This is a genomic window from Massilia atriviolacea, from assembly GCF_003953935.1.
GTDB classification, from domain to species: Bacteria; Pseudomonadota; Gammaproteobacteria; order Burkholderiales; family Burkholderiaceae_D; genus Telluria_A; species Telluria_A atriviolacea.
On record NZ_RXLQ01000022.1, the window covers coordinates 12,327 to 26,888 of the forward strand.

At 64.6% G+C, this 14,562-nt stretch carries 14 protein-coding genes; 10 read left to right on the forward strand and 4 right to left on the reverse strand.

The genetic code is table 11. The annotated features are described in order from the left end of the window. Nucleotides 1-4 precede the first annotated feature (4 nt). Genes EJB06_RS27875 through EJB06_RS27885 form a run of 3 tightly spaced genes read right to left on the reverse strand, consistent with a single transcriptional unit; the run spans nucleotide 5 to nucleotide 3,486 of the window. A complete protein-coding gene (locus tag EJB06_RS27875; protein WP_126077299.1) occupies nucleotides 5-1,477 on the reverse strand; it encodes an ATP-binding protein in 1,473 nt (490 codons plus the stop codon). Next, nucleotides 1,470-2,180 carry a response regulator gene (locus tag EJB06_RS27880; RefSeq protein ID WP_126077300.1) on the reverse strand — a complete coding sequence of 237 codons (711 nt, stop codon included), beginning with the start codon at nucleotides 2,178-2,180 and terminating at the stop codon, nucleotides 1,470-1,472. The genes EJB06_RS27875 and EJB06_RS27880 overlap by 8 nt, the downstream gene beginning before the upstream one ends. A gap of 10 nt (nucleotides 2,181-2,190) precedes the next feature. Beyond that, complete coding sequence (locus tag EJB06_RS27885; RefSeq protein WP_229427326.1) at nucleotides 2,191-3,486, reverse strand: ABC transporter substrate-binding protein; 1,296 nt, start codon at nucleotides 3,484-3,486, stop codon at nucleotides 2,191-2,193. Between the two features lie 460 nt (nucleotides 3,487-3,946). Between EJB06_RS27885 and EJB06_RS27890 the strand changes: the two genes are divergently transcribed. The 10 genes from EJB06_RS27890 to EJB06_RS27935 all read left to right on the forward strand — a co-directional run bounded on the left by EJB06_RS27890 (nucleotide 3,947) and on the right by EJB06_RS27935 (nucleotide 12,724). Further along, a complete protein-coding gene (locus EJB06_RS27890; RefSeq protein WP_126077301.1) occupies nucleotides 3,947-5,230 on the forward strand; it encodes a maltoporin in 1,284 nt (427 codons plus the stop codon). Nucleotides 5,231-5,325: 95 nt separating this feature from the next. Continuing rightward, nucleotides 5,326-6,579: an ABC transporter substrate-binding protein gene (locus EJB06_RS27895; RefSeq protein WP_126077302.1), complete on the forward strand. Its 1,254-nt coding sequence runs from the start codon at nucleotides 5,326-5,328 to the stop codon at nucleotides 6,577-6,579. Nucleotides 6,580-6,788: 209 nt separating this feature from the next. Next, a complete protein-coding gene (locus tag EJB06_RS27900; protein ID WP_229427334.1) occupies nucleotides 6,789-7,643 on the forward strand; it encodes a carbohydrate ABC transporter permease in 855 nt (284 codons plus the stop codon). Continuing rightward, the gene (locus EJB06_RS27905) at nucleotides 7,633-8,499 is read left to right on the forward strand and encodes a carbohydrate ABC transporter permease (RefSeq protein ID WP_126077304.1); all 867 of its coding nucleotides are present in this window, start codon (nucleotides 7,633-7,635) and stop codon (nucleotides 8,497-8,499) included. The genes EJB06_RS27900 and EJB06_RS27905 overlap by 11 nt, the downstream gene beginning before the upstream one ends. A gap of 33 nt (nucleotides 8,500-8,532) precedes the next feature. Further along, a complete protein-coding gene (locus EJB06_RS27910) occupies nucleotides 8,533-9,663 on the forward strand; it encodes an ABC transporter ATP-binding protein (RefSeq protein ID WP_126077305.1) in 1,131 nt (376 codons plus the stop codon). Nucleotides 9,664-9,778: 115 nt separating this feature from the next. Beyond that, a complete protein-coding gene (locus EJB06_RS27915; protein ID WP_126077306.1) occupies nucleotides 9,779-10,558 on the forward strand; it encodes an SDR family oxidoreductase in 780 nt (259 codons plus the stop codon). A gap of 20 nt (nucleotides 10,559-10,578) precedes the next feature. Next, nucleotides 10,579-10,977 carry a dihydroneopterin aldolase gene (locus EJB06_RS27920; RefSeq protein ID WP_126077307.1) on the forward strand — a complete coding sequence of 133 codons (399 nt, stop codon included), beginning with the start codon at nucleotides 10,579-10,581 and terminating at the stop codon, nucleotides 10,975-10,977. Continuing rightward, nucleotides 10,974-11,885, forward strand: a complete 912-nt coding sequence (gene ttcA, locus EJB06_RS27925) for a tRNA 2-thiocytidine(32) synthetase TtcA (RefSeq protein WP_126077308.1) — start codon at nucleotides 10,974-10,976, stop codon at nucleotides 11,883-11,885. The genes EJB06_RS27920 and ttcA overlap by 4 nt, the downstream gene beginning before the upstream one ends. 307 nt (nucleotides 11,886-12,192) lie before the next feature. Next, complete coding sequence (locus tag EJB06_RS27930; protein ID WP_126077309.1) at nucleotides 12,193-12,492, forward strand: type II toxin-antitoxin system Phd/YefM family antitoxin; 300 nt, start codon at nucleotides 12,193-12,195, stop codon at nucleotides 12,490-12,492. Then, nucleotides 12,467-12,724 (forward strand): Txe/YoeB family addiction module toxin, encoded by a 258-nt coding sequence (locus tag EJB06_RS27935; RefSeq protein ID WP_126077310.1) that lies wholly within the window; start codon nucleotides 12,467-12,469, stop codon nucleotides 12,722-12,724. Before EJB06_RS27930 ends, EJB06_RS27935 begins: the two co-directional genes overlap by 26 nt. A gap of 43 nt (nucleotides 12,725-12,767) precedes the next feature. Here EJB06_RS27935 and EJB06_RS27940 read toward each other — a convergent pair whose 3' ends face one another. After that, nucleotides 12,768-14,534 carry a M14 family zinc carboxypeptidase gene (locus tag EJB06_RS27940; RefSeq protein WP_126077311.1) on the reverse strand — a complete coding sequence of 589 codons (1,767 nt, stop codon included), beginning with the start codon at nucleotides 14,532-14,534 and terminating at the stop codon, nucleotides 12,768-12,770. Nucleotides 14,535-14,562: the final 28 nt, after the last annotated feature.

A 14,562-nucleotide genomic window follows, 5' to 3' on the forward strand; every position in this document is an offset into this window, starting at 1 on the left:
TGCGTCAGCCGGCCGCGCCGGAGGCCGAGCCGTTGGGCAGCACCAGGGTGGCGCAGAAGCCGCCGCCCTCGGCGTTCTGCAGCAGCAGCTGGCCGCCGTGGGCCTGGGCGATGCCGCGCGCGATGCCCAGCCCCAGCCCCATGCCGCTGCTGTTCTGCTTGCGCCCGTGTTCCAGCCGCACATACGGTTCGAACAACTGCGCCAGCGCGTCTTCCGGCACGCCCGGGCCGTGGTCGCGCACGGCGATGCGGATGCTCGATCCGACCGCGCGCACCGCGATCTGGGCCCGTTCGCCGTAATGCAGGGCGTTTTCCAGCAGGTTGCCGATGGCGCGCTTGAGCGCCAGCGGCTTGGCCGTCACCGACAGCCCGACCGGGTCGAACGAGACTTCGTGCCCGGCCAGCTGGGCGCCGCGCACCATGCGCGCCAAAAAGGCGTCGAGCCGGATTTCGGTCGGGGTCTCGTGGATGTCGCTGTCCTTCACGCATTGCAGCGCGCCCTTGACCATCATTTCCAGTTCGTCGATATCTTCGTGGAATTCGGCGCGCAGGGTGTCGTCGTCGAGCAGTTCGGCGCGCAGTTTCAGGCGCATGATGGGCGTGCGCAGGTCGTGCGAAATGGACACGAACAGGCGTTCGCGGTCGTCGATGTAGCGTCCGATGCGCTCGCGCATGGCGCCGAAGGCGCGCGCGGTGTTGACGAATTCGCGGCTGCCGGTTTCCGGCAGGGCCGGCATGCGCTCGCCGTTGCCGAAGGCGGTGGCGGCCTCGGACAGCGCCGCCAGCGGGCGCGTGGTCCAGCGCACCACGGGAATCGACAGCATCACCACCGCCAGCAGCGACAGCGCGTGCAGCAGCAGGTGGTCGCGCGTGAAGAGTTTACCGCTGTCGAGGAAATACGGACTCGGCATCAGGGTGGCGAGATACAGCCAGTGGCCCGGCTCCATTTCGACCTGCATCAGCAGCACCGGGGCCGGCTTGGCCAGCACGATCTGGCGCACCCGGTTTTCGGGCAGGGCCGACAGGCGCGTGCCGTCGTCGCCGACCACCAGCTGTTCGGGCCACACGAAGGCCAGGCGCACGTTGCGGTGGTTGGGCAGGTCGGCGTGCAGGGTCGACTGCACATTGGCCAGGGCGATGTCGGCCAGCGGCTGCGGTCCGATGCTCTCGGCCGCCACCGGCGCGCGGTTCAGGTTGACGAAAAAGCGGGTGCCGCCCATTTCGCCGAATTGCTGGATGATCAATGGACGGTAATTCGGCGGCAGGCTGACGAAAAAGCGCACCGCGCTGGCGGCGCTGTGGCCGAGCTGCTGGGCGGCGTTGGCGACCTCGACCTGCGACTCGGCGCGGCGCTGGCTGGCCCAGATATAGTTGCCGGCCAGCTGGGTCAGCATGACGCCGGCCACCATCAGCAGGGTCAGCCGGCCAAGCAGCGATTGCGGCAGGCAGCGCGCCCAGCCGCGCGGCCGCTTATTCATGGCTGCTCATGACGCTGGCCGCGAACACATAGCCGGCCCCGCGCACGGTCTTGATCAGCCAGGGTTGCTTGCCGCAATCGTTAAAGCGCAGGCGCAGGCGGCTGATCTGGACATCGAGAAAGCGGTCGAAGGGCCCGGCGTCGCGCCCGCGCGTGGCTTCGCACAGCACGCTGCGGTCGAGGATTTCGCCGGCGTGGTCGATGAAATACTTGAGCAACTGGAAATCGAGCCCGGACAGCGGCACCGGCGTGCCGTTATGGTCGACCGCGCTGCGCTCGACCACGTCGATGGTAAAGCCGCCGAAACGGTGGTAGCGCGGCGGCGCCGCCGCTTCCATGCCGGTGCGGCGGTGGATCGCCTTGATGCGAGCCAGCAACTCACGCGGACTGTGCGGCTTGGAAATATAGTCGTCGGCGCCGAGTTCGAGCCCGACCACGCGGTCGGCTTCGTCGGAGCTGGCGGTGAGCATGATGATCGGCACGTTGGAGCGGCGCCGCACCGCCTGGCACAGGGCGAAGCCGTCGGTGTCGGGCAGCATGACGTCGAGGATCACCAGCGACAGGGTGTCCACGCTGCGGTTGAATTCAGTAAAAAAGGACGCGCCGTTGTGGGCCAGGGTCACCGAATACTGGTTCTTTTCCAGGTACGTCTTGAGCAGGGTCCTGATCTTCTGGTCATCGTCGACGATAAGGATGTTTCGCATTGTCAGTCTGTTACCTGTCTTGCGGGCGGCGGCCGATCACGCCCAGACGGTGCTGGGTGTCGGCAACGCTGACCCTTTCGTTAAGAAAAAAGCGGTGCAGCTCGGCCACCATGGCGTCGCGTGCGGTTTCATCGGTGGCCATGCGGTGCGCCATGCTCGGCGCATGGATCGCCGCCGAGGTCGCGAACAGCTTCCATGAGGCGCGCCCGCAGGCATCCATGGCGCCCAGGTCGGGCTCGCGCAGGACCGGCACCGAGCCCTTGACCCTGCTGTAATCGCGCTGCAGAGCCGGCTGCATGACCATCGCCGCCAGGGTTTCCTGGGCGGCACGCTGGGCCGGGTGCGCGGCCAGCATGCTCAGCGTGTCGATGGTGTACAGGTGAAAGGCAGCGGTGCCCGGCACGGCGCCGCAACCGAAATCGCGCTCGCTGTTCAAGCCCAGCGCGTTCAGTTCGCCCTTGGCCCAGTCGCCCATGACCAGCATGGCGGCGCTGCCCTCAGCCAGCTTGCGCGCTTCCTCGGCCCAGGTCAACTCGCGCACGGGCGAGCCCATCCATTTTTTCAGCGCGCGCAGGCGCGCCAGCGCCCGGCCCAGGCGCGGATCGGTAAACGCGGCAGGCTCCCGTTGCTGGAACAGCTGGCGGAAATACCCGGCCCCGCCTTCGGCCAGCACCAGCGCTTCGAACAGGGTCGCGACCTGCCACGGTTCGCTGCTCTGCGCCAGCGGCGTGACGCCGGCGCGCTGCAAGACCTCGGCGGCGCGTTCGAACTCGGGCCAGGTCAGCGGCGCGGCCAGGCCGTGGCGGGCGAACAGGGCGCGGTTGTGAAACAGGATATTAATCCGGTGGATCCCGAGCGGGGCCGCCACCACATGCTGGCCGGGCCGGATCACGGCCGCAACGCCGGGCAACAATTGGCGATCCCAGTCGCCGCGCGCGGCGACCTTGTCGAGGTCGGCCAGCAGCCCGAGGCGGGCCCAGTCGCGCACCACGATGCCGTTGAGCTGGGCGACTTCGGGCGCATCCTTGGCCAGTACCCGGCTGCGCAGCACGATCCCGGCGCCGATGCCGGAGCCGCCCGGCACCATCGTGTCGCGCCATTCGACGTGCTGCTGGCCCAGGCGCTCGGCCAGCAGGTCGACCGCGCGCCGTTCGCTGGCCGACTGCCACCAGTGCAGCACCTGCAGGGAATCGGCCCTGGTGCCGGCCTTGGCGTCGGCGCCCGCCAGCAAGGGCAGGGCCAGCGCCAACAGCGCCGCCAGGCGCTTGCCGCGCCCGTCCCTGCGGGCGCTCGTCTGCCGGGGCACCTTGTTCCTTGTCGCTTGCGCCTCTATCACGCTCTCCTGTTTGCGGGACAGTGTATAACGAAAATTCCACACGTAAAATGTAATTTTACTACAGCACTATGCAAAGTTCTTTTGCGAATTGTTTCGTTTTGTTGCAGCCGGACGAGCCGATGTTGCCCTGTCTCCGCGCCCTTGCGGCACAGCGGACAGCGCCGCTTACCGGCCTCGCCCGATTGTAAAGTTATATTGCAGCCGCACCCGCCCCAAATAAAGTTTTTTCATACAAATCAGTCACTTGCAATATTACTCATACGGATATGCGAGAAATGGCCCAAGCGGCCGACACGATGCTACTGTCGCCCACGTTGTCGCTTGAACACGCTCTATGGTGGCCGGGATGTCGACGAAACAGTGCCACTAGCGTGCTGACCAAGGTAGCGCCACCTCGCCTCGCTACTTTACATACTAATAAGGAGACTAAATGAAACGTATTACAAAAAGTACTTTAGCAACCGCCTTGCTGCTCGCCTTCGCCAGCGGCGGCGCCATCGCGGGCGACCATGAGACCGAGGGATTCCATGGCTACCTGCGCGCGGGCATCGGTTCGGCCACGAATGGCGGCTCGCAGAGCTGCTACGGCCTGGGCGGCATCACCATGTCTTACCGCCTCGGCAACGAGTGCGACAGCTTCACCGAACTCGGCTACACCCACGCCCTGGCCAAGGCCGCCAACGGCGCCACCTTCGTCGGCACCTTCTGGGTCGACGCCTACAAGAACAGCTCGGACTTCGGCGACGCCAAACTGGCCGTCTCGAAAGCCTATGTGGAAGCGAAAAACCTGCCGTTCATGAACGGCGGCATTATCTGGGCCGGTAAGCGTCACTACTACCGTCCCGACATCCACATGCTGGACATGCAGTACATCAACATGAACGGCACCGGCGGCGGCGTCGACGGCTACCCTATGGGCCCGGGCAAGATCAGCTACGCCGTGTTCAAGGACAACGACGACAATGTCTACTCCACCGACCCGCTGACCGGCGTGCGCACCCTGCGCAGCACCAATTCCGCGCTGCGCCAGAACATCGTGTACGAAGGCTTGCCGGTCAACTCGAACGGCACCCTGGACATCGCTGTCAGCCTGATCCATGCTCAAGACGACCTCGACAACGTCAAGACCCACGACGGCTACCAGGTCTCGCTGTTCCACCGCCAGGCCAAGATCCTCGGCGGCGGCAACACCTTCGGCGTGCAATACGGCGTCGGCCCCGGCACCGGCATCAACGGTCCTTGCTGCGCCCGCATCGGCCCGTCGGGCAGCACCCTGCTCGATTCGGACGTGACCCGCGTGCGCGTGTTCAACGACATCGTGATCCAGCCGACGCGCGACTTCAGCATGGAATTCGTGGCCCTGTACCAGCGCGACAAGTCGGACCAGAACGGCAGCGCCACCTGGACCACCGTCGGCGCGCGCCCCGTGTACGCCCTGGCCGAGAACTTCAAGATGCAAGCCGAACTGGGCGTGACGCGCCTGAAGGACAAGGCCAACCCATCGGCCCAGCGCCTGACCAAGCTGACCATCGCCCCGACCATCACCCTGGGCCGCGACTACTACGCGCGTCCGGAACTGCGCGCCTTTGTCAGCTACGGCAAATGGAACGACGCCGCCAAGGGCGCCGTGAACGCCTTCAACAATGGCGGCCCGGTGTATGGCGACAAGACCAGCGGCACCTCGTACGGCATCCACCTGGAAGCTTGGTGGTAACAGCAGCAATCCAGTAACAGGGGTGCGCGGCGCAGGCCGCGCATCCTTGCAATCACACTCGCAGTCAAACCAAAAAATCGTTGGAGACGAAGCAGATGAAACTCAAACAAATCAAATTCTTCCTGGCCGCGGCCGGCCTGGTCACCCTGGCAGGCGCGGCGCAAGCCGCACCGCAGGTCGAAGTGCTGCACTACTGGACCTCCGGCGGCGAAGCCAAATCGATCGCCGAACTGAAGAAAATGATGGAAGCCAAAGGCGTCGTCTGGAAAGACTTCGCGGTCGCTGGCGGCGCCGGCGAAAACGCCACCACCGCCCTGAAAGCGCGCGTGATCGCCAACAGCCCGCCGACCTCGGCCCAGATCAAGGGCCCGGCCATCCAGGAATGGGGCAATGAAGGCGTGCTGGCCAATATCGACAGCGCCGCCACCGCCGGCAAATGGGACAGCCTGCTGCCCCCGGTCATCTCCAACGTGATGAAATACAAGGGCCACTACGTCGCCGCACCGGTCAACGTGCACCGCGTCAACTGGCTGTGGATCAACCCGGCGGTGCTGGCCAAGGCCGGCGCCAAGACCCCGACCAACTTCGACGAATTCTTCGCCGCCGCCGACAAGATCAAGAAGGCCGGCCTGGTGGCGATCGCCCACGGCGGCCAGCCATGGCAGGACGCGACCATCTTCGAAACGGTGGTGCTGGGCGTCGGCGGCGCCGACTTCTACAACAAGTCGCTCGTCAAGCTCGACCAGGCCAGCCTGACCGGCCCGACCATGATCAAGTCCTTCGAAACGTTGGCGAAAATCAAGACCTACATCGACAAGGATGCCGCCGGCCGCGACTGGAACCTGGCCACCGCCATGGTCATCAACGGCAAGGCCGGCATGCAGTTCATGGGCGACTGGGCCAAGGGCGAATTCACCGCCGCCGGCAAGGTCGCGGGCAAGGACTTCCTGTGCGTGGCCGCACCGGGCACCGAGAAATCGTTCACCTTCAACATCGATTCGCTGGCCATGTTCACGGTCAAGAATCCGGAAGAGCAGAAAGCCCAGCTGACCCTGGCGTCGGCCGTGATGAGCCCGGAATTCCAGGAAGTGTTCAACCTGAACAAGGGTTCGATCCCGGCGCGCGCCAACATCGCCCGCACCAAGTTCGACAGCTGCGCCACCAAGTCGATGGATGACATGGCCACCAGCAACAAGGGCAATGCCCTGCTGCCGAGCCTGGCCCACGGCATGGCGCTCGACTCGGCCAAGGCCGGCGCGATCCAGGACGTGATCGCCAAGTTCATGAACTCGGCCATGACGCCACAGGCAGCGGTGCAGGCACTGGCCAAAGCGGCAAAAACGCAATAAGCTTCCCGTAGCACCTCCGCGCGGCCCACGGCCGCGCGCGCACCTGCCAGGCCGGCTCGCGCATCTGTTCAGGCACGAGGCCGGCCTGCACCCGTCTTTTGGAGATCTAATTCATGTCCGCTTCCTCCCTGACTTCCAGTCAAGGGCCGCAGGCGCGCACGCGCGCCCCCGCGGTTCCCTCGCGCTGGGCCGCCCGCGTCGACGCAGCGATGGCGCGCCTGATGCTCGCGCCCACCATCCTGATGTCGCTGGTATTCGTGTACGGCTTCATCGTGCTGACGGCATTCCTGTCGCTGACCGAATCGCGCATGATGCCGCGCTTCGAATACGCCGGCTTCGGCCAGTACACCGCCCTGTTCGGCCTGGACCGCTGGTGGACCGCCGCCGCCAACCTGGGCATCTTCGGTGGCCTGTTCATCGTGCTGTGCCTGGCGATCGGCCTGACCATCGCCATCCTGCTCGACCAGCGCATCCGCGCCGAAGGCGCCCTGCGCGCAATCTACCTGTATCCGATGGCGCTGTCGTTCATCGTCACCGGCGCGGCCTGGAAGTGGATTCTCAACCCCGGCCTCGGGCTGGAAAAAATGCTGCACGACTGGGGTTTCACGAACGCCCGCCTGGACTGGCTGGTGGACTCCGAGATGTCGATCTACACGGTCGTCATCGCCGGCGTGTGGCAATCGTCCGGCTTCGTGATGGCGCTGTTCCTGGCCGGCCTGCGCGGCGTCGACGACGCCATCATCAAGGCCGCCATGGTCGACGGCGCCAGCCTGCCGACGATCTACCTGCGCATCGTCATCCCGGCGCTGCGTCCGGTGTTCTTCAGCGTGCTGCTGGTGCTGTCGCACATCGCCATCAAGAGTTTCGACCTGGTGATGGCGCTGACCGCCGGCGGACCGGGCACCTCGTCCGACGTGCCGGCCATTTTCATGTACCAGTTCTCGTTCACGCGCGGCCAGCTGGGCCTGGGCGCGGCATCGGCCATGATGATGCTGGCCACCGTGCTGGCGGTGCTGGTGCCGCTCATGTACCTCGAAACCAAAGGAGCCCGCCATGGTCGCTGAACAAAGCCGCCTCACCCCCGGGCGGATTCTCATCTACGCGCTGCTGGCGCTGGTGGCGCTGTACTACCTGGCGCCGCTGTACGTGATGCTGACCACGTCCTTCAAGTCGCTCGAGCAGATCCGCACCGGCACCATCCTCGACCTGCCGATGCAGCCGAGCACCGAGGCCTGGACGCGCGCCTGGAGCGGCGCCTGCACCGGCGTGCGCTGCGAGGGCCTGGCGCCCTACTTCTGGAACTCGGTCAGCATGACCATTCCGGCGGTGCTCATTTCGAGCCTGATCGGATCGATCAACGGCTACGTGCTGGCGCACTGGCGCTTCCGCGGTTCGAACGTGGTGTTTACGGCCCTGATGGTCGGCTGCTTCATCCCCTTCCAGGTGGTGATCCTGCCGATGGCGCGCCTGCTCGGCATGTTCGGGCTGTCGAATACCACCACGGGCCTGATCATCGTCCACATCATCTACGGGGTGGCGTTTACCACGCTGTTCTTCCGTAACTACTACGTCACGGTACCGGAAGAACTGGTCAACGCCGCGCGCATCGACGGCGCCGGCTTCTTTACCATTTACCGCCGCGTGATCTTCCCGCTGTCGCTGCCGATCTTCATGGTGTGCTTCATCTGGCAGTTCACCCAGATCTGGAACGACTTCCTGTTCGGCGTGGTGTTCGGCGGGGCCGATGCGCAGCCGGTCACGGTCGCGCTGAACAACCTGGTCAACACCTCGACCGGCGTCACCGAATACAACGTTAACATGGCCGCGGCCATCATCGCCGCTCTGCCGACCCTGGGGCTGTACCTGGTGGCCGGCAAGTACTTCGTGCGCGGGCTGACCGCCGGCGCGGTCAAGGGCTGATTTCAACTCATTCAAGGCAGGAGAAACACAACGATGGCCAGTTTATCGATTCGCAATGTGCGCAAGGTGTACCCGAACGGCGCTGAAATTTTAAAAGGCATCAACCTCGAAATCGAGGATGGACAGTTCCTGATCCTGGTCGGCGGCTCCGGCTGCGGCAAGTCGACCTTGCTGAACATGATCGCCGGCCTGGAGTCGGTGTCGGAAGGCGAAATCCTGATCGGCGAGCGCGTGGTCAACGACGTGCCGCCCAAGTCGCGCGACATCGCCATGGTGTTCCAGTCGTACGCGCTGTATCCGACCATGACGGTGCGCGAGAATATCTCGTTCGGCCTGGGCATCCGCAAGGTGCCCAAGGCGGAACAGGAAAAGATCGTGGCGCGCGTGGCCGAAACCCTGCAGATGACCCACCTGCTCGACCGCAAGCCGGCCTTGCTGTCGGGCGGGCAGCGCCAGCGCGTGGCCATGGGGCGCGCCATTGCGCGCGACCCGTCGCTGTTCCTGTTCGACGAACCGCTGTCGAACCTGGACGCCAAGCTGCGCGTGGAGATGCGCGCCGAGATCAAGCTGATGCACCAGCGCCTGGGCACGACCATCGTCTACGTGACCCACGACCAGATCGAAGCGATGACCCTGGGCGACAAGATCGCCGTCATGCGCGACGGCGTGGTGCAGCAGTACGGCACCCCGCAAGAGATCTACGACCGTCCGGACAATCTGTACGTGGCCGGCTTCATCGGCTCGCCGTCGATGAACTTCCTGAAGGGCAAACTGGTGCAGCACGGCGGCGGCACCGCCTTCACGCTCGACGTCGACGGCGACATCGCCCTGCTGCCGCTGCCGGCCGGCGGCAAGGAATACGGCGCCTGGCACGGGCGCGAAGTCATCCTCGGCATCCGTCCGGAGCACGTCACCGACGCCCTGAGCGCGCGCCAGTCGGGCGCCCACGAAGGCTACGCGCCGACCGAGGTGACCTGCCTGGTCGAAATGACCGAACCGACCGGTCCCGATACGCTGGTGTTTACCTGGGTCGGCGGCGTGCGCGCCACCTGCCGCACGCACCCGCGCGCGCATGCCATGCCGGGTGAGCGCATCAGCCTCGCCTTCGACCTGTCGCATGCGATCCTGTTCGATCCGGCCACGGAACAACGCTTGGGAGCATAAAGGCGGCATCCGGCAGCCGTTTTGGATGGCTTGAGCGAACTTTAGGCGATAATAGCGGCTCGCGCCGGCACGGCGCCCGATCCGCCTGTTCATCCGCTTATCATTCTGCTCATATATGCAACACGCCGCACCCACTGAACGTCCCCCGGTCGCCCTCGTGACCGGCGCCGGACGCCGCATCGGCCGCGCCATCGCGCTCGGCCTGGCGCGCGCCGGCTGGGACGTGGCGCTGCACTACCGCAGCTCGGAAGCGCAGGCGCGCGAGGTGGCCGACGCGATTTGCGCACTGGGCCGCCGCGCCGCCCTGCTGCAATGCGACCTGGCCGACGAAGCCGGCGTGCGCGCCCTGGTGGGCCGCGCGGCGCAGGAGCTGGGCGCGGTCGGCTGCGTCGTCAACAACGCCTCCCAGTTCGATTTCGACAGCGCCGCCGACTTTTCGCCGGCGCTGCTGGCGCAGCACATGCAGGCCAACGTGGCAGCACCGATCCTGCTGGCCCAGGCCCTGCACGCGGCCACCCCCGCAGGCAGCCAGGCGGTGGTCATCAACCTGCTCGACCAGAAGCTGTACAACCTCAATCCCGACTTCCTGTCGTACACCCTGTCCAAGGCCGCCCTGCACACTGCCACCAGCATGCTGGCGCAAGCGCTGGCGCCCACGGTGCGCGTGGTCGGGGTGGCGCCCGGGATCACCATGGTCTCGGGCGAACAGACCGAGGCCGGCTTCGCCAAAGCCCACCAGGCCACGCCGCTGGGGCAATCGAGCACGCCGGACGACATCGTCGACGCGGTGTGCTACCTGGCCGGCGCGCGCGCCGTCACCGGCACCACCCTGGTGGTCGACGGCGGCCAGCACCTGGTGCCGCTGGCGCGCGACGTGATGTTCCTTACCAAATAAAACAACCTGAAAGACTCCCTATGCTGTCCGCCCTGTCCCACCCCAAGCTGAGCGCCTGCCGCCGCCTGTTCCTGCGCAATTACGAAGTGATGATCAACATCGGCGTGCACGACTTCGAGAAAAAGGGCGAGCAGCGCGTCCTGATCAACGTCGACCTGTACATTCCGCTGGCGCTGTCCACGCCCAAGGACGACCAGCTGGCCGAAGTGGTCGACTACGACTTCATGCGCGAAACCATCGCGCGCCGCATGGCCCAGGGCCACGTGCATCTGCAGGAGACCCTGTGCGACGACGTGGTGCGGGCGATGCTGGCGCACCCGAACGTGCACGCGGTGCGGGTGTCGACCATGAAGCCGGATGTGTATCCCGACTGCGAAGGCGTCGGCGTCGAAGTATTCCAGATCAAGGAAACAGCATGAGCGAAGCGGACACCATCGAACGCGGCGAGCGCAGCGAAGACAAGGTCGCCTACGAAAACAACAAGCTGCACAAGCGCCTGTGCCGCCAGGTCGGCCAGGCCATCGGCGACTTCAACATGATCGAAGACGGCGACAAGGTGATGGTGTGCCTGTCGGGCGGCAAGGATAGCTACGCGCTGCTCGATATCCTGCTGACGCTGCGCGAGCGCGCACCGATCCATTTCGAGATCGTGGCCGTCAACCTGGACCAGAAGCAGCCGAACTTCCCGGCCGATATCCTGCCGGCCTACCTGACCAAACTGGGCGTGCCTTTCCATATCGAGAACCAGGATACCTACAGCATCGTCAAGCGCCTGATCCCGGAAGGGAAGACCACCTGCTCGCTGTGTTCGCGCCTGCGGCGCGGGATCCTGTACCGGGTGGCCGATGAACTGGGCTGCAACAAGATCGCGCTGGGCCACCACCGCGACGACATCCTCGAGACCTTCTTCCTGAATATGTTCTTCGGCGGGAAGCTCAAGGGCATGCCGGCCAAGCTGGTCTCGGACGACGGCAAGCACATGGTGATCCGCCCGATGGCGTATGTGAAGGAAGCCGATTCGGAGCGCTACGCCGAGGTCAAGCAGTTCCCGATCATCCCGTGCGACCTGTGCGGCTCGCAGGAGAATTTGCAGCGCAAGCAGATCAAGAACCTGATGCGCGAATGGGAGAAAAAATATCCTGGCCGGGTCGAGAGCATTTTCTCGTCGCTGTCGACCGTGGTGCCGTCGCACCTGATGGACCAGGATCTGTTCGGGTTCAAGGACATCAAGGCCGATGGCGTGGCCAGCCCGCTGGGCGATATCGCCTTCGACGAGGAGCCGTGTTCGACGCCGGTGATGGGGACGATTGCGCTGCAGCCGATGTGAATCCCTGCCGTTTCGACCGGAAGCCCGCTGATGCGGGCTTTTTTACGCCGGCTATACCACATGCGTGGTTCCGGCAACAGTCGGAACATCGATCTCAGGCCTGTTTCGATCAGTATTAGACGCCGGGGGAACGCTTGAGTTGCCTCAGTGTGAACTGCTTGCGCCCATCGCCGACTACGCTACAATGCAACATGTACGATTTATTGTACATATTATCCACCGAAAGTATCGTCCAGCTCATTCAAGGAATTATCACCTGATCGATCTGAAAGTCACAGCATCGCAGACGGGACAAGGAGCACAAAAGATGAGAATCATAAATTTTTCCGATGCCCGCAACAGCCTGAGGGCGGTGATCGATCAGGTTGTAGAGGATGCGGATGTCACGGTGATTTCACGCAGGGATGCGCCGGATGCCGTCGTCATGTCCTTCGACCACTACAGTAGTTTAATCGAGACAGTTTACCTGCTTAGTTCGCCGGCTAACGCTGCGCACCTGGCGAGATCGCTTGAGCAAGCGCGTGCTGGTAAAGCGAAGCATCGGGAGCTGATCGAGGTGTCCGGCGCTGAGGAAAATTCACATGCGAAACCTGCAATTCACGGATGAGTGCTGGAACGACTATGTTTATTGGCAAACTCAGGACAAAAAAACGTTAAAGCGTATCAATGCTTTAATTATGGAAGCTCTGCGGAATCCGTTCGAAGGAATCGGCAAACCAGAGCCGCTCAAGGGGAACTTGTCGGGATACTGGTCCAGACGAATCGACGATACCAATCGTCTGATTTATGAAGCTGACGATGAGCTTCTTACCATCATTTCTTGCCGCTATCACTACTGAATAAACAGGGCCGATTCCACGGCCCTGTTTTTCCTCCGCCCCCTTACGGCGTCACCGCCGTGCGCAGCACCGGATACAGGTTCAGGCGTTCGTCATACGAGGTATGCCGCTTCGCAAAGAACGCCAGCCGCGCGTCCGGATTTTTCGCAAATGCCGGATCGCTGTCCACCTTTGCCTTGAACGCCGCCGCCAGCGCCGGATCGGCCGCCATCATCTCGCGCGCGACCTCCTCGGCCACGTAATCCTCCATGTACTCCTTGCGCTCGAAGGCGGTGTTGAACATCCCCCACTGCAGCAGCGAGTCCGGACCGGCCGGTTCGAACAGGGCCACCACCAGGCGCGCCTTGGCCTGCGCCACCGGCACGAACAGCGCGCCCTTCTCGATCGCGCGCGGCTCCGCCTTCCACCCTCCCTGCACGCTCACGCGCACATGCGATTCGAGCGAGACCGGTGCGTACGTCACCTTCTCGGCGCGGAAGGTCTCGACTTCCGCCCTGGCCTGCGCCGCGCCCAGGGTGCGGTAGCTGATCCCGTGCTGGCCCAGCTTGCGCGCCACCATGGCCGCATGCGCCGCCGGCACGATATAGCCGGCTTTCGGCGCGCTGACCATCACGTCCGGCACGATCTCGTCGCGCAGCGGCACGGTCCATATCTGCGGTGTGGTTTCGTCGTAGCGCGTCATCAGGGCGCCCGAGACGTCCGACAGCGTGCGCGTGTACGCGTAGCCGCGGAAGTCGATCATGCGCTTTTTATCGGTCGCCTTGTAGGTCATGGGCAGCTCGGTGCCGCCCAGGCGCGCCGCGCGCGCATCGGCCTCGCGCGCCGCCGTTTGCCACGCCTTGCCGTGCTGCGCCACCTGGTCGAGCACCGACACCACCGAGTTGCGGGTGATGCGCACGCGGGTCGGATAGTCCTTCCACGCATGGGTCTCGACCAGCACGCCGATCCGGTTGCGCAAGGCAAAGTAGCCGGTCGAAAAACGCGGGTCCGACACGCCGTCGGCAAAGCCCGATTGCGGATTGTCTTCTTCGGCGAACGACATGTAGAACGGCTGCGGAATCGAGCCGAGCTTGGTGATATCGGCCAGCACGCCGGTGCGCAGCGCCAGCCCGGCCTTGCGGAACTCCACGTCGGCCGAGTGCACCGGCTCCACCTGGATCGAAATATCGTGTTCGAACTTGGCGCCGTTGGTCACGTGCAGGTCGACGTAGACCAGCGGGTCCCAGGCGTTCACCAGCGCCAGCATCGATTGCATCTCGATCGAGTCGGCCTTGGCGTAGTCGCGGTTCAGGTTGAAGTTCTGGGCGGTGGTGCGCCAGCCCATTTCGACCGGGCCGCGCTGGTTCGGGCGGTTCCATTGCTTGAAGCGCTCATGCCCGTCGACGTTGAAGACCGGGACGAACAGCAGCACCTGCTTGTCCAGCGCTCCCGGCGCGGCGCGGTTTTCCAGCACCTCGCGCAGCGCCAGGAAACCGGCGTCCTTGCCGTCGATTTCGCCGGCGTGGATGCCGCCCTGGACCAGCACCACCGGCAGTGCGCGCGCCGCCGCTGCCTGCGGCGTGAATGCGCCGCTGCGCGTGACCACCAGCGCCTGCATCGGCCGCCCTTCCGGCGTGCGTCCGAACTCGATGCACCTGACCTGCTTCGGATAGGCCTTCTGGAAGGCGGAACACAGGGCGATGACTTCGTCGTAGCGGCCGGTCTTCTGGAATTGCGAGCGCTCGGCGACGGTGCTCAGGTCGGGAGCGGCATGGACGGTGGACAGGGAAAGGGCGGACAGCAGGGCAAGCAGCAGCGCAGAACGGATCATCGGTAAAGCTCCGGCAAAGTTGTCAATA